A 17,552-nucleotide genomic window follows, 5' to 3' on the forward strand; every position below is an offset into this window, starting at 1 on the left:
CGGCGATCAGGAGCGCGGGGCCAGCACCTCCGCGAGCTGATCCAGCACCGCGTCGGCGGATGCCGAATCCGCCGTCTCCAGCACCACCGCGTCGCCGGGGCCGATCGCGAGGTCCATCACCGCGAGCACGCTGCTCAGGTCCACGATCGAGCCGTCGGCGGTGCGCAGCGTGATCGTCGAGCCGTGCGACTGCGCGAGGCGCACGAGCTCGGCGACCGGACGCGCGTGCACGCCGTTGTGGGTGCTGACGATGATCCGCCGGGTCGGCATGGTCAGGAGCGCTCGTCGAGCAGCGCGCGCACGCCCGCCTCGATCTCGGTCACGGCCTCGGCAGCGCCCTCGGCGGAGTCGGCGCGCGCATCGATGTAGATCTTGAGCTTGGGCTCGGTGCCGCTCGGACGCACGATGACCCGCGACCCGTCGGTGAGACGGTACCGGAGCACATCGCCCGACGGCTGGCCGTCGCGGCCCTGCAGCAGATCCTCGGCCGAGACGATCGAGCGCCCGGCGATCTGCGTCGGCGGCAGGGTGCGCAGGGCGAGCATCACGTTGCCGATGACGGCGAGATCCTCGACGCGCACCGAGACCTGCCCGCTGGCGAAGTGGCCGTAGGTGTCGCCCAGCTCGCGGAGCAGTTCGGCGAGGGTGGCACCGCGTCCGTGGGCCTCGGCGGCGAGTCCGAGGATGGCGATCGCTGCGGAGATGCCGTCCTTGTCGCGGACGGTCTCCGGGTTCACGAGGTACCCGAGAGCCTCCTCGAATCCGAACACGATGCCGGGTGCCCGCGAGATCCACTTGAAGCCGGTCAGCGTCTCGTGGAAGTCCAGGCCGTGGTGCGCGGCGACCGCGGCGAGGCCGGGTGAGGAGACCAGGGAGCAGGCCAGCGATGCGCCGGGTGTGCCGGCGGCTGCCCGGGCGGCCCTGGCGCCGAGCAGGAGGCCGACCTCGTTGCCCGTCAGGCGACGCCAGCCGTCGGCTGCCGCCTCGTCGGGGATCGCGAGGGCCAGGCGGTCGGCATCCGGGTCGTTCGCCAGGATGAAGTCGGCCTTGGCCCGCCGCGCCGTCGCGAACGAGAGATCCATCGCCCCCGGCTCCTCCGGGTTCGGGAACGAGACCGTGCGGAACGTGGCATCGGGCGCCAGCTGCTCATCCACGACCGAGGGCTGCGGGTAGCCGGCCGCTCGGAGGATACGCGACAGCGTCTCCCACCCGACCCCGTGCATCGCCGTGTACACCCAGCGGAGGTCCGAAGCGCCCTCGGGGGCCGGGGCCACGGCGGCGGTCGCCGCGATGTAGGCCTCGACGATGTCCTCGCCGGCCGTCTCGTAGGCGGTGGAGCGGGGGAGGGCTGCCGCATCGGCGGCATCCGCGATCCGCTGGATGTGCGCGGCGATCTCGGCATCCGCCGGCGCCACGATCTGCGATCCCTGGTCCGCCCCGCCGAGGTACACCTTGTAGCCGTTGTCGTTCGGCGGGTTGTGGCTCGCGGTCACCATCACGCCGGCGTCTGCGCCGAGCCGGCGCACGGCGAAGGCGAGCACGGGCGTCGGCAGCAGCCGCGGGAGCAGGATCGCCCGGAGCCCTGCCCCGGCGAACAGCTCGGCGGAGTCGGTGGCGAAGACCCGCGAGTTGCGACGACCGTCGTAGCCGATCACGACGGTCGGCGTGCCGCCTCCCGCCTTCTCGCGGAGATAGGCGGCGAAACCGGCGGCCGCCTGTGCGACGAGCACGCGGTTCATCCGGTTGCTGCCGGCGCCGAGCTCACCGCGCAGACCGGCGGTGCCGAACGCGAGTCGCGTGCGGAACCGGTCGTCGAGGTCGGCGATCGCGGCGGGGTCGCCGCCGCCGGCCCGGGTGATCAGGCCCGCGAGCTCATCCCGGGTCTCGTGGTCGGGGTCCTGCCGCAGCCAGGCGCGCGCCTCTGCGAGCCGCTCGTCGCTCACAGGGCCTCGACCACCCTGGCGAGGAGGGCGGAGATCACCGGCTCCGCCTCGCGTCCCGCCTCGATGACCTCGGCGTGGCTGAGGGGGGTCTGCTGGATGCCGGCGGCGAGGTTCGTGATGAGCGAGAAGCCGAGGATCTCCATGCCGGCCTCGCGCGCCGCGATGGCCTCGAGGGCAGTCGACATGCCGACGATGTGGCCGCCGATCACCTTCGCCATCTGCACCTCGGCAGGGGTCTCGTAGTGCGGACCGCGGAACTGCGTGTACACGCCCTCGTCGAGGCTCGGATCGATCGTGCGCGCGATGTCGCGCAGGCGCTTCGCATAGAGGTCGGTGAGATCGATGAACGTCGCCCCTTCGAGCGGCGAATCGGCCGTGAGGTTGATGTGGTCGCTGATCAGCACCGGCTGGCCCGGCTTCCAGGTCTCGCGGATGCCGCCGGCGCCGTTGGTGAGCACCATGATCTTCGCCCCCGTGGCGGCGGCGGTGCGGACGCTGTGCACGACGCGGCGCACGCCGTGGTCCTCGTAGTAGTGGGTGCGTGCGCCGATCACGAGCACGTTCTTCCCACCGGGGGTGCGGATGCTGCGGAGCGTGCCGACGTGGCCCTCCAGCGCGGGCTTCGAGAACCCGGTCACCTCGGTGGCGGGGATGGTCGCGACGGTCTCGCCGATGATGTCGGCGGCCTTGCCCCAGCCGCTGCCGAGCGTGAGGGCGATGTCGTGGTTCTCGACGCCGGTCAGGCGCGCGATGTCGGCGGCGGCCTGCGCGGCCACCTCGAACGGGTTCGCGGTCGGTTCGTCGAGGGGGTTGCTGTGGTTTTCGGGCATGGATCCACTCTAGGAAGGTGCAGGCTCGGGGGCCAGGATTGCGGAAGAATGGATTCCATGACTTCCACCCCTTTCGAGCGCACTCAGCGCGTCGCCGTCCTCGGCGGCGGTCCCGGCGGATACGAGGCGGCCCTGGCGGCCGCTCAGCTCGGAGCCGAGGTGACGCTGATCGAGCGCGTGGGCGTCGGCGGTGCCGCCGTCCTGACGGATGTCGTGCCGTCGAAGAGCCTCATCGCCACGGCAGACGCCGCCGTCGCGATCTCCGAGGCGAGCGACCTCGGCGTGAACTTCTACGCGAAGGGCGACCACGGGAAGCCGCTCAAGCCCGAGATCGCGATCAACCTCGCCGCGGTGAACAAGCGTCTCCTCGCTCTCGCCGGCCAGCAGTCGGAGGACATGCGCACCACCCTGCTCGAGGCGGGCGTGCGGATGCTCTCGGGACACGGCCGGCTCGAAGGAGCCAACGCCATCATCGTGTCCACCGGCCAGGGCGGCACCGACTTCGACCGCGTCGAGGCCGACACGATCATCGTGGCCGTCGGCGCCGCGCCGCGCGAGCTGGATTCCGCGAAGCCGGACGGCAAGCGCATCCTGACCTGGACCCAGCTGTACGACATGAAGGCGCTCCCCGAGCACCTGATCGTGGTCGGGTCGGGCGTCACGGGCGCCGAGTTCGCCTCCGCCTACATGAACCTCGGCGCCAAGGTCACGCTCGTCTCGAGCCGTGACCAGGTGCTCCCCGGCGAGGACAAGGATGCGGCGAGCGTGCTCGAGAAGGTCTTCAAGCGCGGCGGGATGACCGTGCTGTCGAAGTCCCGTGCCGACCGGGTCGAGGCCACGAAGGACGGCGTCACCGTCACCCTGTCCGACGGACGCACCGTCGAGGGAAGCCACTGCCTGATGGCGGTCGGCTCGATCCCGAACACCGCGGGCATCGGTCTCGAGGAGGCGGGCGTGGAGCTCAACGAATCGGGCCACGTCCGCGTGAACAAGGTCGCGCGCACGTCGGTGCCGAACGTGTACGCCGTCGGCGACTGCACGAACTTCTTCCCGCTCGCCTCCGTCGCGTCCATGCAGGGGCGCACGGCCGTCTTCCACGCGCTGGGCGACATCGTGATCCCGCTCGAGCTGATCAAGATCACCTCGAACATCTTCACCGCCCCCGAGATCGCCACGGTCGGCTACTCGGAGAAGGACGTCGAGGACGGCGTCGCCGACGGACTCGTCTACAAGCTGCCGCTCGCCGCCAACCCCCGCGCGAAGATGATGGGGATCAAGGACGGCTTCGTGAAGATCATCGCCCGCAAGGGCTCGGGCACCGTGATCGGCGGCGTCATCGTGGCGCCGAAGGCCTCGGAGCTCATCTACCCGATCGCGGTCGCCGTCGAACGTCGGCTCACGGTCGATCAGGTCTCCCGGGTCTTCGCGGCGTACCCGTCGCTGTCGAGCAGCATCACCGACGCGAGCCGCGCGATGCACCTCGGCTACATCTCCTGACGGCCCTTCGACAGGCTCAGGGACCCAGGTGCGTGGGTCGCTGAGCCTGTAGAAACGCGCGGTCAGCTGATGGTGAGCAGCTGATGCCCCGCCGAGACCGTGGTCCCGGCATCCGCGTTGATGTTGCCCACGACGCCGTCCTTGTGCGCCTGCAGAGGCTGCTCCATCTTCATCGCCTCGAGCACGACGACCAGGTCGCCCTTGACGACCTGCTGGCCTTCCTCGACCGCGATCTTGACGATCGTCGCCTGCATGGGCGACTTCACGGCGTCGCCCGACGCGCCGGCGTTGACCGTCGTGGCGTGGCTGCGACGCGACGGCGGCACCGCCGCCGGACGACCGGCCGTGCCTGCGGCGACGGCCACGCGGTCGGGGAGACTGACCTCGAGGCGCTTGCCCGCGACCTCGACGACCACGGTGTGGCGGGAGCCGGCCGACGTCGGCGATTCGAGCTCGCCGTCCCACGCGGGGATGTCGTTCACGAACTCGGTCTCGATCCACCGGGTGAAGATCCCGAACTCGCCGTTCTCGGCGGTGAAGGCGGGGTCGCGCACGACCTTGCGGTGGAAGGGGAGGACGGTCGGCATGCCGGCGACCTCGAACTCGTCGAGCGCGCGACGTGAGCGCTCGAGGGCCTCTGCGCGGTCCTTGCCGGTCACGATGATCTTCGCGAGCAGCGAGTCGAATGCGCCGGAGACCGAGTCGCCGGCGGTCACGCCGGAGTCGAGACGGATGCCGGGGCCGCCGAAGGTCTTGAAGACGTGGATCGGGCCGGGCTGGGGGAGGAACCCGCGGCCCGGGTCCTCGCCGTTGATGCGGAACTCGATCGAGTGCCCCTGCGGCGTCGGGTCCTCGTAGTCGATGATGCCGCCGGCGGCGATGCGGAACTGCTCGCGCACCAGGTCGATGCCCGTGACCTCTTCGGAGACGGGGTGCTCCACCTGCAGGCGCGTGTTCACCTCGAGGAACGAGACGGTGCCGTCGGCGCCGATCAGGAACTCGCAGGTGCCGGCGCCGACGTAGCCGACCTCCTTCAGGATCGCCTTGGACGCCGAGTAGAGCAGATCGTTCTGCTCAGCCGTGAGGAAGGGCGCCGGGGCCTCCTCGACGAGCTTCTGGTGGCGACGCTGCAGCGAGCAGTCGCGCGTCGAGATCACGACGACGTTGCCCTCGGCATCCGCCAGGCACTGGGTCTCGACGTGTCGCGGCTTGTCCAGGTACTTCTCGACGAAGCACTCGCCGCGACCGAAGGCTGCGACGGCCTCGCGCGTGGCGGATTCGAAGAGCTCGGCGACCTCGTCGAGCTCGCGGGCGACCTTGAGTCCGCGACCGCCGCCGCCGTAGGCCGCCTTGATGGCGATCGGCAGGCCGAACTCCTCGGCGAATGCGACGACCTCGTCGGCGGTCTCGACCGGACCGGGGGTGCCGGGGGCCAGCGGCGCACCGACCTTCTCGGCCACGTGACGGGCCGTCACCTTGTCGCCGAGAGCCTCGATGGCGGCGGGCGACGGGCCGATCCAGATCATGCCGGCGTCGATCACGGCGCGGGCGAACTCGGCGTTCTCCGCGAGGAAGCCGTACCCCGGGTGCACGGCGTCGGCACCGCTGCGTCGGGCCACCGAGAGGATCTTCTCGATCTGGAGATAGGTCTCGGCGCTGGTCGCGCCGCCGAGCGCGTACGCCTCGTCGGCGAGCCGCGTGTGCAGAGCGTCACGATCCTGATCGGCGTAGACGGCGACCGAGGCGATTCCCGAGTCTCGAGCGGCACGGATGATGCGGACGGCGATCTCGCCGCGGTTGGCGATGAGCACCTTGGCGATAGCAGGCATGGTTGCCAGCCTAGCGAGAAGCCCCTCGATCCATTTGACGACCCTCCACAAGAAAGCGGCGAAAACGTCGACGAGAGTCTACGACCAGAGATCGGTCCAACGGATGCCGAGGTCGCCGGCCAGGCGACGGATCGTCGACAGGGACATGCCCACCACGGTGGAGGGGTCCCCGTCCACTCGGGTGATGAACGCGCCGCCGAGGCTGTCGACCGTGAAGGCGCCGGCCACATGCAGCGGCTCTCCCGAGGCGACGTAGGCGGCGATCTCCTCGTCGCCGATGTCCTCCGCGAAGGTCACGGCTGCGGCCGCGACCGCCGTGGCCTCGACGGGAGCGGCGCCGGGGGAGACCAGGAAGACGGAGTGCCCGGAGTGCAGGATGCCGGTGGCACCGCGCATCTCCTGCCAGCGCCGGGTCGCCTCCTCGGGGGTGTACGGCTTGCCGTAGACGCGGCCGCCGAGCGCGAACATCGAGTCGCCGCCGATGACCAGACCGTGGAATTCCCCTTCCTCGGACAGTCGTCGTGCGACGTCCGCGGCCTTGGCGCGCGCGAGCAGCAGCACGAGCTCCTCGGGAGGGAGGTCGGCTCCCCGTTCCGCTGCCGCCGCGGCGGCGACGGCATCCTCGTCGACGTCGGGTGACAGGGTGAGAGGCTCGATGCCGGCCTGTCGCAGCAGCATCAGGCGGGCGGGAGAGGTCGAGGCGAGGCAGACGCGCATGTTCACCACCGTATCCTCGAAGGATGACTTCCTCCCCAGCCGACGTGCTCGAGCTCGACATCACCGGGATCGCGCACGGTGGCACGTTCATCGCCCGCCATGAAGGTCGGGTGGTGTTCGTGTCGGACGCGGTCCCGGGGGAGCGCGTGCGTGCGCGGCTCCTCGAGCCGCAGGAGGGCGGGGATGCGTCGACCCGCAGCTTCTGGCGTGCCGAGACCGTCGAGGTCCTCGAGGCCTCACCGCATCGCCGCCCGCACATCTGGCCGGAGGCGGACATCGCGCGCGACCCGGCTGACCGGCCCGGCGGCGCCGACCTCGGTCACATCGACCTGAGCCACCAGCGCACCCTGAAGCGTCAGGTGCTCACCGAGGCGCTCGATCGCTTCGCGGGCGCCGGACTCGAGGCGCCGGAGATCGAGGCCGTCGAGTCCGGCGACGGCACGGGCTGGCGCACCCGCGTCACCCTGCACGTCGATGACTCCGGCGAGGTGGGGCCGTTCGCGGCCCGCAGCCACCGCGTCATCCCCGTCACCTCCTACCCGCTCTCGCGTCCGGCCATCGCCGAGGCCGCGCTCGCGCTGCACGGCGAGGCCCCCGGCCGCATCGAGCTCGTCGAGCCCGCCGACGGGCAGGTGCGCATCATCCGGCGTGAGGAGACGGAGCGCCCCGCCCGCGTCGCACGCGGCTTCCGGCGCCGCCCCGCTCCCGAGGTGATCCAGGAGGTCGTCGGCGATCGACGCTTCCAAGTCGACTCGACGGGGTTCTGGCAGATCCACCCGCGGGCGGCATCCGTGCTCGACGCCGCGGTGTACGGCATCCTCGACGGCCACGTCGACGAGGACAGGACGCATTACGACCTCTACGGCGGAGTCGGACTGTTCGCCGCGACCCTGGCCGACCTCGGCGGTACCGACATCGTCACGGTCGAGTCGAGCGCACGCGCCACCGCGCACGCGGCCGCGAACCTCGCCTCCTTCGGCGCGACCGCGGTGACCGCGCGCGTCGACGGCTTCCTCTCCTCTCGCAAGAGCGCCGGCCGCACCGGAGCCGTCATCCTCGATCCGCCGCGTGCAGGTGCCGGACGCCAGGTGGTCGACGCGGTGCACGCCCTCGCGCCGGAAGCGATCGCCTACGTGGCCTGCGATCCGGTCGCGCTGGCCCGCGACCTCGGAACCTTCCGGACTCTGGGCTGGAACGTCGACCGCCTCCGCGGATTCGATCTCTTCCCCCATTCGCACCACTTCGAGGTCGTCGCGCTGCTCACCCGGTGACCCGCTCGCGGGCCCTCGCCCGTGGACTCACTAGGCTGGGCGGATGAGCACGGTCGCACTCATCGACGATCACGAGTCCGTTCGCCTCGGCCTCGAAGCCGCCTGCGCGCGCGATGGGCAGACGGTGGTGTTCTCCGGGAGCACCGTCGGCTCGTACCTCGAGTGGCGGCGCGCGACCGGTGCGCCCCCGGCGGATGTCGTCGTGCTGGACCTCACCCTCGGCGACGGGACCACCGTCACCGAGAACGTGCGTGCGCTCGTCGGCGATGGCGCGAGCGTCGTGATCCACAGCGTCGCCGACCGTCCCGCCGCCGTGCGCGAGGCGCTGTCCGCGGGTGCCGCGGGAGTGGTCAGCAAGTCGTCCGCGCTCGATGACGTGCTCGACGCGATCCGCACGGTCGCACAGGGCGAGGCTCTGAACAACGTCGAGTGGGCGAGCGCCGTCGACGGCGACCGCGCCTTCGCCGACGCGCAGCTCTCGACGCGGGAGCGCGAGGTGCTCCGGCTGTACGCCACCGGCCTGCCCCTGAAGGCGGTCGCGGAGCGTCTCGGCGTCGCGTACTCCACGGCGAAGGAGAACATCACGCGGATCCGGGTGAAGTACGTCGAGGTGGGCCGCCCCGCTCCGACGAAGGTCGACCTCCTCCGCCGGGCGATGGAGGACGGCATCGTCGCCGCCGACGGGGCCACGAGTGCCCGTTGACCCGCTCAGCATCCGCGACGCCTGGAGCAAGATCCCCTCTCCTGGCGCGGCGGAGACCGAGTTCGAGCGCTTCACGGGCAAGCGCATGGAGCGGATCCTCGCGATCGTCGTCGCGATCGGATCCGCGGCGCTCGGCGCGCAGGCGCTGATCGCGGCCATCGGCACGCTGTCCGCCGCCGACGTGGCGCACGTCGCCGCCGTCGTGGCGGTGTTCGCGCCGCTGGCCCTGATGCTCCTCGCGTGCGTGATCGGGCGCGGCGTCCGCATCGCGTCCGGCGTCTTCGCCATCGTCTACGTGCTCGCGCTCGCCGCCTGGCCACTGGTCGTCGACCCCTTCGACAAGGTCGCGGACGACCAGCCGTGGATCTTCTTCCTCGTCAATGTCGGCGTCGTCGCCGCCATGCTCGCGTTCCCGGTGCGCATCCAGTTCGCCTGGGCCTTCGGGATGCCGTTCGTCTACGGATACGTGCGCCTCGTGCAGGGAGAATTCTCCCGCGAGTTCTGGGTGACCACGGCGTTCGACGTGTCGTTCACCCTCATCCTCGGAGTCGTCATCATCTCGCTCGGGTGGATGTTCCGCTCGGTCGCCGCCGGTGTCGACGAGGCGCGGGGACAGGCCGTCGCCTCCTATGCGGCCGCAGCTGCGGCCGCGGCCGCCGAGGAGGAGCGGGTCGCGATGTCGGCCCTCATGCACGACAGCGTGCTGGCGGCCCTGATCGCCGGGGAGCGCGCGGAGGGCGAGCGCGCGCGCGAACTCGCGGTGGCGATGGCGCGCGAGGCGCTCACCCGTCTCGCCAACACCGAGGGCGCCGTGGCGCAGGAGGGGAGCGACGAGCCGGTCGGCACCGCGCAGATCGTCGTCGAGCTGCGGCGCTCGCTCTCCGAGCTCGGCGCCGACGCGATCGTGGAGGAACGCGGCGGCATCGGCCTGATCCCGGGCCGTGCCGCTCGCGCACTCGTGCTGGCCGCCCGGCAGGCGATCGGCAATGCGGTGTCGCACGCCGGCGGACGCGGGCTGCACATCGTCGCCGAGGGGCATGGCGACGAGGGCATCCGCGTGACGATCTCGGACGCCGGACCGGGATTCGACATCGACGAGATCGGCGCCGACCGCCTCGGCATCCGCGCCTCGATCTTCGCGCGGATGGCCGGCGTCGCCGGCACAGCGGGCATCGACTCCGGCGAGCACGGGACGACCGTGACCCTCGGATGGGAGCGCTCGTGAACCGCACCGTCCGCAGCGTCGCCACCTCTCTCGCCGTCGGCTTCGCCATGTACTTCGTGGCCCGCGGCGTGTGGTGGATCGAGCAGCCCACCGCGCCGCTGCTGATGGTGCTGGCGATCGGGCTGTATCTCGCCGTCGTGAACATCGCGATCCTGGCGGATTCGGTGTCGGTGCGGATGCCGCTGTGGGCGGCGGTGCTCGCGGCGGTCTCCAGCATCCTGATCCCGGTGCTGGTCACCTTCTCGCTCGATCCCGCTGATCGCACCGAGCCGTTCGCCACCTGGTACATCGGCGGCCTGGGGCTGCTCGGCGTGGTGTGCGTCGTCCGCCGCCGGTTCCTGATCGGGTGGCTCACGCTGGCGATGCTGATCGCGACCTCGTCGGCGTACCTGGGGCTCGTCGTCTCGCTGAACCTCGGGCTGGTCGGCTCGATCATGTGGGTCGTCATCGCTCAGCTGCTCGTGATGTTCTGGGACCGCGCCGTCCGAGACACCGAGCGGCTCGCCGAGATCCAGCAGGCCGTGTCCGCATGGCATGCGACGCAGCTGGTCCGTCAGCGCGAACGACGACTGCGCACGCAGTTCGCGCTGGCCGTCGCCGGCCCCGTGCTGAGCCGCGTCGTCGCCTCTCGAGGCGCCCTCGACGAGCACGAGCGGCTGGAGGCGCGGCTCGCCGAGGGACGGCTGCGCGACGAGCTGCGCGGCGCGGATCTGCTCAACGACGCGGTCCGCGACGCGATCGAGTCCGCGCGTCGGCGCGGCGTCGTCGTCACCGTGTTCGACGAGGGCGGTCTCGACGGAGTGGAGGAGCAGCGTCGGATCGAGATCCGCGACGAGCTCGCCGCGACGCTGGCCCATGCCGAGGCGGGCCGTCTCATCATCCGCTCCGCGAGGGATCCGCGGGTCGCCGTCACCGTCGTCGGCCGGGCGGGCGCCCGATCCTCCGGTGATGACGACTCCGTCGAGCTCTGGCACGAGATCCTGCGATGACGGCAGGAGAGGAGTGGGCGAGGGGCGGCGGCGGTGCCGCCTGCCCCTCGCCGTGCGGACAGTTACCCGAAAACCATCCGCCGGTGGCTGATCAGCGTCTGTCTACCCTGGGACAGAGAGACCAGCCGAACGCGAAGCGTCTCCCTCAGTCTGGTCGGTCGTCAAGAACTTGTCTGTAGGTATTTTGGGGGACACGAATTCGGCGGCGATGAGGGATCATAAGACGATGGGAATGCGTCGCGGAACCAATCTCCCGCGGATGGGCGATTTCAATCAGTCCGTGATCCTGGAGGCCATCCGGCGCTCCGGAGAGGGATTGAGTCGGATCGAGCTCGTCGAGGCGACGGGCCTCTCCGCTCAGACCGTCACGAACATCACGCGCCGACTCCTCGACGACGGATTCATCCGCGAAGCCGGGCGCACGATCAACGGCCCGGGAAAGCCGCGGGTGACGCTGCGCCTCGTGGCGGAGAGCCGGTTCTCGGTCGGCGTGCACCTCGATCCCGCCGTCATGACCTTCGTGCTCCTCGATCTGTCCGGAGCCGTCGTGCGCCGGATGGCGGTGCGCACCCCGAAGAAGGATCCGCGTCGGATCGTGGAGGCAATGGCGTCCACGATCGACTCCCTGATCACCGCAGCCGGGGTGGACCGCTCGCGCATCGAGGGGGTGGGGGTCGCCGCCCCCGGTCCGCTGGATCCGGCCAAGGGGACCGTGATCGATCCGCCGAAGCTGCTCGGCTGGCACCGCGTGCCGCTGCGCTCCGTCCTGGCCGAGGCGACGGGGTTCCCGGTGACCCTCGAGAAGGACACGACGGCGGCCGCCGTGGGAGAGCTCTGGACCCGTCACGGCTCGTCCGACGACTCGTTCGTCTTCGTCTACCTCGGGACAGGGATCGGTGCCGCGCTCGCCAGGAGCGGCGACGTGGTGCGCGGAAGCACGCAGAACCTCGGCGAGATCGGGCACATCGTCGTCGATCCCGACGGTCCCGCCTGCCTGTGCGGATCGCGCGGCTGTGTCGAGGTCGTCTGCACGCCGCAGGCGATCGTCGAGCAGGCCGAGCATGCCGGTGTGTTCCCTGACGACCGCGAGGCGAGCGACGTCGAGGCCGTCGAGGCGCGCTTCACGCAGCTGTGCGAGCGCGCGGCGGCCGGTGAGGCCCCTGCCGCGCGCGTGCTCCGTCAGGCAGCCGGTCATATGGCGGTGCTGACCGCGGTGCTGACCAACCTGCTCGACGTGGACCGGGTCGTGTACGGCGGCCCGTTCTGGCCGCGCCTGTCCGAGGTGTACCTGGGCGAGATCCCCGGACGGCTCGAGCGGCTGAGCGCCACGCGCGCGGTGCGGGCGCTTCCGGTCGCCGGCACGGTCGTCGGCGTCGACGTCGGCGCCGTGGGGGCCGGCTGCGTGGTCCTCGACTCGGTGCTGACGCCGCGCACGACGCATCTGCTGCTGGAGGACTGAGCGCCGGACATGAGTCGTCCGGGATCTCCGCGCGGGCTCTTGTCGGATTAACTCCAATCGATGTACTATCTGTGATCACCCCCAGCGATCGGATCACCGATGCATGACAACTCGGCCCTCGTCGAAGCGCGCATCCAGCGCTTCGTGAAGGAGCGTCTCCACCCCGCCGTGTACGCGCGGGCGCAGGAGCTGACGCTCCGATCGTGGACCGCTCCGGGGGAGCCCGTGTCGTTCGACCACGCCGTGGCGCAGGCTTTCGAGCCCTTCTCCGTCGGCGGTCCGTGGGGCCGCGCCTGGAGCACGATGTGGCTGCACGTGACCGGTGTCGTCCCGCAGGTCGCCGACGGGCAGCGGGCCGAGCTGGTGTTCGACCTCGGGTTCAACGACGCGGAGCCGGGTTTCCAGGCCGAGGGCACCGTGTACCGGCCGGACGGATCCATCGTGAAGGCCGTCGAGCCGAGGAACGCCCACGTGCCGTTGGAGGGGGCCGCGGGCGACCCGATCGATCTCTACCTCGAGGCGGCTGCGAATCCCGACGTCGCCGCGGCGTGGACCTTCGCGCCGACGCCCCTCGGGCAGTGGGAATCCGCGGGGGAGGAACCGCTCTACGTGCTCCGCCGGGCGGAGATCGGGATCCTCGATCTCACGGTCTGGGAGCTGCTGCAGGATGTGGCGGTGCTGCGAGGGCTGATGGGCGCCCTGCCGACGGAGTCGCCGCGCCGCGCCGAGATCCTCCGCGCGCTGGAGCGGATGATCGACGTGACCGACCCGGAGGACGTCGCAGGCACCGCCGCAGAGGCGCGGGCGGAACTCGTCGGGGTCCTCGCGCGTCCGGCATCCGCCTCCGCTCATTCCCTGCACGCCGTGGGGCATGCGCACATCGACTCCGCCTGGCTGTGGCCCGTCCGCGAGACGCAGCGCAAGGTGGCCAGGACGTTCTCGAACGTCCTGGCGCTGCAGCAGGATGACCCCGACTTCGCCTTCGCCGCGTCTTCCGCGCAACAGTACGCCTGGATGAAGCGGTTCCAGCCCGAGCTGTTCGCGCGCATGCGCGACGCGGTCGCCGCAGGGCGCTTCGTGCCGGCCGGCGGCATGTGGGTCGAATCCGACACGAACATGCCGGGTGGTGAGGCGCTGGCGAGGCAGTTCGTGCGCGGCAAGCGCTTCTTCCTGGAGGAGTTCGGCGTCGAACCGCTCGACGTCTGGCTCCCGGATTCCTTCGGCTATTCCGCGGCGCTCCCGCAGATCGCGAAGGCCGCCGGATCGCGGTGGATGCTGACGCAGAAGATGTCGTGGAACGAGACCAACGTCATGCCGCACCACACGTTCCTGTGGGAGGGCATCGACGGCACGCGGATCTTCACCCATTTCCCGCCGGTCGACACCTACAACGCGCAGCTCACCGGCGAGGAGCTGGCCCGCGCGGAGCGCCAGTACGCCGAGAAGGGCGCCGCGAACACCTCGCTCGTCCCGTTCGGCTACGGCGACGGAGGGGGCGGTCCGAATCGGGAGATGGTTGCGGCGGCGGCGCGGCTGCGGTCTCTCGAGGGCTCGCCGACCGTCACCCTGTCGACGCCGCGTCGCTTCTTCGAGGCGGCAGAGGCGGAGTACACGTCCCCGCCGGTGTGGTCAGGGGAGATGTACCTCGAGTTCCACCGGGGGACCTACACCTCGCAGTCCCGCACGAAGCGCGGGAACCGCCGCAGCGAGCATGCGCTGCGCGAGGCCGAGTTCTGGGCCACCTCCGCCGCGCTGCGCGGCGCGGACTACCCGTACGACGAGCTGGATGCCGCGTGGGAGACCGTGCTGCTGCAGCAGTTCCATGACATCCTCCCCGGCAGCTCGATCGGCTGGGTGCACCGGGAGGCCGAACGACGCTACGCCGAGGTGCTCGCCTCGACGGAGCGCATCATCGCAGGGTCGCTGGCCGTCGTGGCCGGCTCGGGAGACACCGAGCTGGTCGCCGACGCCGGGCCCTACGCAAGGGAGGGAACGGCGGCGATGGGGATCACCGCCGTGCAGGGTGCTGGGGTCCCTGCGGCGGTCGCGCGGACGACGGGCGGCTTCGTGCTGGAGAACGAGCACCTCACGGTCTCGATCGACGACACGGGCCTGGTGACGTCACTCGTCACCCGCGCGACCGGGAGGGATGCGATTGCGGCGGGGGAGCGGGGGAACCTCCTCCAGCTGCATCGCGACACGCCCAGCCGATGGGATGCCTGGGATATCGACGAGCACTACCGCCGTCACGTCATCGACGTGACGGACGTGGTCTCGATCGACATCGTCCCGCATCCGTCGGCGGCGATCGTCTGCGTGGTCCGTGCGCTGGGGGGCTCACGGATCACGCAGGCTCTGACTCTCGCCTCCGGCGGGCGCGCTCTCGACATCGAGACGACGGTCGACTGGCACGAGCGCCAGAAGCTCCTGAAGCTCGCCTTCCCGTTCGACGTGCACACCGATCGCGCGACGTCGGAGATCCAGTTCGGGCACGTGCACCGCCCGACGCACACGAACACGTCCTGGGATGCGGCGCGGTTCGAGACCGTGGCGCATCGCTGGGTGCATGTGGGCGAGCCCGGCTTCGGCGTCGCCGTGGCCAATGACGCCACCTACGGCCATGACATCACGCGGACATCGCGCAGCGGCGGCGGCACCGCGACGACCGTGCGTCTGTCGCTGCTCCGCGCACCGCTCTTCCCCGATCCCGATGCGGATCAGGGGGAGCACACCTTCCGGGTGAGCGTGCGCCCGGATGCGTCCATCGCCGATGCGGTCCGCGAGGGCTACCGACTGAACCTGCCCGTGCGGGCGCTCTCCGGTGCGGGACCCGTGGCGCCGCTGCTGAGCGTGTCGTCCGACGCCGTCGTCGTCGAAGCGGTCAAGCTCGCCGAGGATCGCAGCGGAGACGTGATCGTGCGCCTGTACGAGGCGCACGGCGGGCGGGCCGCGGCGACCCTCTCGACGGCCTTCGCGTTCGGCACGGTCGTGGAGACCGACCTTCTCGAGCGCGAGGTGGATGCCGCGGCGGTCCGAGCGATCGACGGAAGCGCTGTCGACCTGGAGCTTCGCGCGTTCCAGCTCGTGACGCTACGCTTCCGCGGGGCCGCGCTCGCGACGGCTCAGCCGGAGTAGCGTCCCCAGGGGATGTCGCGGCGCAGCGGCGTGCGGAGCGGGCGCTGCGTGCGGGTCCAGGCCGAGACGCTCGGCTCGGCGGCCACGGCATCCGCGGCCTCCGACGCGTACGCATCGCTGATCACGGCGATGAGAGCGGCCAGCTCCTCCTCGGTCGCGGCGCCCTGCGTGATCTCGAGAGTCGGCGGCAGCTCGTCCGGCGTCTCCGCGTGAGTGGTCGGCTCGGTCACAGCGGGATGTTCCCGTGCTTCTTCGGCGGCAGCTCGGCGCGCTTGCCGCGCAGGGCGCGCAGCGCCTTCGCGATCGAGACGCGGGTCGTCGCCGGCTCGATGATGCCGTCGAGCTCGCCGCGCTCCGCAGCGAGGAACGGAGAGGCGACGTTGTACGTGTACTCGTTGGCGAGGCGCGTGCGGACCGCGGCCACGTCTTCGCCGGCCTCCTCCGCCTTCTTGATCTCGCCGCGGTAGAGGATGTTGACCGCGCCCTGTCCGCCCATGACCGCGATCTCGGCCGTCGGCCAGGCGAGGTTGACGTCGGCGCCGAGCTGCTTGGAGCCCATGACGATGTACGCGCCGCCGTAGGCCTTGCGCAGGATCACGGTGACGAGGGGCACGGTCGCCTCGGCGTAGGCGTAGAGGAGCTTCGCACCGCGGCGGATGACGCCGGTCCACTCCTGGTCGGTGCCGGGGAGGTAGCCGGGAACGTCGACGAGCGTCACGATCGGGATGGAGAAGGCGTCGCAGAACCGCACGAAGCGACTGGCCTTCTCGCCCGCCTCGATGTTCAGCGTGCCGGCCATCTGCGACGGCTGGTTCGCGATGATGCCGACCGAGCGGCCCTCGATACGGCCGAAGCCGATGACGATGTTGGGCGCGAAGAGCGGCTGGACCTCGAGGAAGTCGCCCTGGTCGACGACGTGCTCGATGACGGTCTTGATGTCGTACGGCTGGTTCGCCGAGTCCGGGACGATCGTGTTCAGCGTGCGATCGGCATCCGTCGTCTCGAACTCGAAAGCGCTCTCGTACGACGGCAGCTCGGCCATGTTGTTGTCCGGGAGGAAGCCGAGGAGCGTGCGCGCGTAGTCGATCGCGTCGTCCTCGTCCTCGGCGAGGTAGTGCGCCACGCCCGAGCGCGTGTTGTGGGTGTATGCCCCGCCGAGCTCCTCCATGCCGACGTCCTCGCCGGTCACGGTCTTGATCACGTCCGGGCCGGTGACGAACATCTGGCTGGTCTTGTCGACCATGATGACGAAGTCCGTGAGGGCGGGGGAGTACACCGCTCCACCCGCGGCCGGGCCCATGATGATCGAGATCTGCGGGATCACGCCGGATGCGCGGGTGTTCAGTCGGAAGATCTCGCCGTACTTGCCGAGAGCGACGACGCCCTCCTGGATTCGCGCGCCACCCGAGTCGAGGATGCCGATGCACGGCATGCCGCCGGCCAGCGCGAACTCCATGATCTTGATGATCTTCTCGCCGGCGACCTCGCCGAGCGAGCCGCCGAAGGTCGAGAAGTCCTGCGAGTACACGGCGACGGTGCGGCCGTGGATGGTGCCGACGCCCGTGACGACCGAGTCGCCGTAGGGACGGGACCGGTCCATCCCGAACGCGGTCGTGCGGTGGCGCACGTACTCGTCGAACTCGACGAAGCTGCCCGGGTCGACGAGGAGCTCGATGCGCTCGCGGGCCGTCATCTTGCCCTTGGCGTGCTGCTTCTCCTTCGCCTTCTCCTCGGCGTCGACGACGGCCTCGGTGTAGCGAGCGCGAAGATCCGCGATCTTGCCGGCAGTGGTAAAGAGGTCGGGCTTGTCCGTCACGGATTCCACCCTAGCGCCGGGTCGGCCCCGTCCGTTGGATGCTCGGCACAACGGGCCGCCCGATCCTTTGGCGCTCTTCTGAGTGTCGAGCCGGATGAACCTTTCCCTGCTCGATCGCGTCACTCCTCATGACCGGAC

General features: G+C 70.6%; 14 protein-coding genes. 7 read left to right on the forward strand and 7 right to left on the reverse strand.

Going from position 1 to position 17,552, the window contains the following annotated elements; translation table 11 throughout:
• Nucleotides 1–6: 6 nt before the first annotated feature.
• From LBN7_RS16730 to LBN7_RS16740, 3 genes are read right to left on the reverse strand one after another with little or no spacing between them, the layout of a single operon-like run.
• Complete coding sequence (locus LBN7_RS16730) at nt 7–270, reverse strand: HPr family phosphocarrier protein (protein ID WP_116636388.1); 264 nt, start codon at nt 268–270, stop codon at nt 7–9.
• A gap of 2 nt (nt 271–272) precedes the next feature.
• On the reverse strand, nt 273–1,943 hold the full coding sequence (locus tag LBN7_RS16735; protein ID WP_407360294.1) for a phospho-sugar mutase: 1,671 nt from the start codon (nt 1,941–1,943) through the stop codon (nt 273–275).
• Nucleotides 1,940–2,773, reverse strand: coding sequence for a purine-nucleoside phosphorylase (locus LBN7_RS16740; RefSeq protein WP_407360295.1), 834 nt, complete (start codon nt 2,771–2,773; stop codon nt 1,940–1,942). The genes LBN7_RS16735 and LBN7_RS16740 overlap by 4 nt, the downstream gene beginning before the upstream one ends.
• Before the next feature lie 48 nt (nt 2,774–2,821).
• On the opposite strand from LBN7_RS16740, the gene LBN7_RS16745 reads away from it, so the two are divergent.
• Nucleotides 2,822–4,270: an NAD(P)H-quinone dehydrogenase gene (locus LBN7_RS16745; RefSeq protein ID WP_341945054.1), complete on the forward strand. Its 1,449-nt coding sequence runs from the start codon at nt 2,822–2,824 to the stop codon at nt 4,268–4,270.
• Nucleotides 4,271–4,332: 62 nt separating this feature from the next.
• Here LBN7_RS16745 and LBN7_RS16750 read toward each other — a convergent pair whose 3' ends face one another.
• Together LBN7_RS16750 and LBN7_RS16755 are read right to left on the reverse strand one after the other, a co-directional pair.
• On the reverse strand, nt 4,333–6,099 hold the full coding sequence (locus tag LBN7_RS16750) for a biotin carboxylase N-terminal domain-containing protein (RefSeq protein WP_116636385.1): 1,767 nt from the start codon (nt 6,097–6,099) through the stop codon (nt 4,333–4,335).
• 78 nt (nt 6,100–6,177) lie between these two features.
• The gene (locus LBN7_RS16755; RefSeq protein WP_407361729.1) at nt 6,178–6,816 is read right to left on the reverse strand and encodes a Maf family protein; all 639 of its coding nucleotides are present in this window, start codon (nt 6,814–6,816) and stop codon (nt 6,178–6,180) included.
• A 23-nt stretch (nt 6,817–6,839) separates the two neighbouring features.
• Between LBN7_RS16755 and LBN7_RS16760 the strand changes: the two genes are divergently transcribed.
• From LBN7_RS16760 to LBN7_RS16785, 6 genes are all read left to right on the forward strand, one after another.
• Nucleotides 6,840–8,087: a class I SAM-dependent RNA methyltransferase gene (locus tag LBN7_RS16760; RefSeq protein ID WP_116636384.1), complete on the forward strand. Its 1,248-nt coding sequence runs from the start codon at nt 6,840–6,842 to the stop codon at nt 8,085–8,087.
• A 43-nt stretch (nt 8,088–8,130) separates the two neighbouring features.
• A complete protein-coding gene (locus LBN7_RS16765; RefSeq protein WP_407360296.1) occupies nt 8,131–8,790 on the forward strand; it encodes a response regulator in 660 nt (219 codons plus the stop codon).
• Nucleotides 8,780–10,015, forward strand: a complete 1,236-nt coding sequence (locus LBN7_RS16770) for an ATP-binding protein (RefSeq protein WP_116636382.1) — start codon at nt 8,780–8,782, stop codon at nt 10,013–10,015. Before LBN7_RS16765 ends, LBN7_RS16770 begins: the two co-directional genes overlap by 11 nt.
• Nucleotides 10,012–11,004, forward strand: a complete 993-nt coding sequence (locus LBN7_RS16775) for a hypothetical protein (RefSeq protein WP_243408978.1) — start codon at nt 10,012–10,014, stop codon at nt 11,002–11,004. Before LBN7_RS16770 ends, LBN7_RS16775 begins: the two co-directional genes overlap by 4 nt.
• A gap of 259 nt (nt 11,005–11,263) precedes the next feature.
• A complete protein-coding gene (locus tag LBN7_RS16780; protein WP_341945058.1) occupies nt 11,264–12,463 on the forward strand; it encodes an ROK family transcriptional regulator in 1,200 nt (399 codons plus the stop codon).
• A gap of 99 nt (nt 12,464–12,562) precedes the next feature.
• On the forward strand, nt 12,563–15,598 hold the full coding sequence (locus LBN7_RS16785) for an alpha-mannosidase (protein ID WP_407360297.1): 3,036 nt from the start codon (nt 12,563–12,565) through the stop codon (nt 15,596–15,598).
• On the opposite strand, the gene LBN7_RS16790 is transcribed toward LBN7_RS16785, so the two are convergent.
• Both LBN7_RS16790 and LBN7_RS16795 read right to left on the reverse strand, forming a co-directional pair.
• On the reverse strand, nt 15,586–15,828 hold the full coding sequence (locus tag LBN7_RS16790) for an acyl-CoA carboxylase subunit epsilon (RefSeq protein ID WP_116636378.1): 243 nt from the start codon (nt 15,826–15,828) through the stop codon (nt 15,586–15,588). The two genes, LBN7_RS16785 and LBN7_RS16790, sit on opposite strands and share 13 nt — an antisense overlap.
• Entirely contained in the window at nt 15,825–17,414 is a 1,590-nt protein-coding gene (locus tag LBN7_RS16795) for an acyl-CoA carboxylase subunit beta (protein WP_407360298.1), read from the reverse strand. Before LBN7_RS16795 ends, LBN7_RS16790 begins: the two co-directional genes overlap by 4 nt.
• Nucleotides 17,415–17,552 lie beyond the last annotated feature (138 nt).

The organism is Microbacterium sp. LBN7, from assembly GCF_045690345.1.
Lineage (GTDB): Bacteria > Actinomycetota > Actinomycetes > Actinomycetales > Microbacteriaceae > Microbacterium.

Bases quoted from the DNA above. Each gene is read 5' to 3' on its own strand.
- LBN7_RS16730 (WP_116636388.1), bottom strand. From the start codon at position 270: ATGCCGACCCGGCGGATCATCGTCAGCACCCACAACGGCGTGCACGCG.
- LBN7_RS16740 (WP_407360295.1), bottom strand. From the start codon at position 2,773: ATGCCCGAAAACCACAGCAACCCCCTCGACGAACCGACCGCGAACCCG.
- LBN7_RS16745 (WP_341945054.1), top strand. From the start codon at position 2,822: ATGGATTCCATGACTTCCACCCCTTTCGAGCGCACTCAGCGCGTCGCC.
- LBN7_RS16750 (WP_116636385.1), bottom strand. From the start codon at position 6,099: ATGCCTGCTATCGCCAAGGTGCTCATCGCCAACCGCGGCGAGATCGCC.
- LBN7_RS16755 (WP_407361729.1), bottom strand. From the start codon at position 6,816: ATGCGCGTCTGCCTCGCCTCGACCTCTCCCGCCCGCCTGATGCTGCTG.
- LBN7_RS16760 (WP_116636384.1), top strand. From the start codon at position 6,840: ATGACTTCCTCCCCAGCCGACGTGCTCGAGCTCGACATCACCGGGATC.
- LBN7_RS16765 (WP_407360296.1), top strand. From the start codon at position 8,131: ATGAGCACGGTCGCACTCATCGACGATCACGAGTCCGTTCGCCTCGGC.
- LBN7_RS16780 (WP_341945058.1), top strand. From the start codon at position 11,264: ATGGGCGATTTCAATCAGTCCGTGATCCTGGAGGCCATCCGGCGCTCC.
- LBN7_RS16785 (WP_407360297.1), top strand. From the start codon at position 12,563: ATGCATGACAACTCGGCCCTCGTCGAAGCGCGCATCCAGCGCTTCGTG.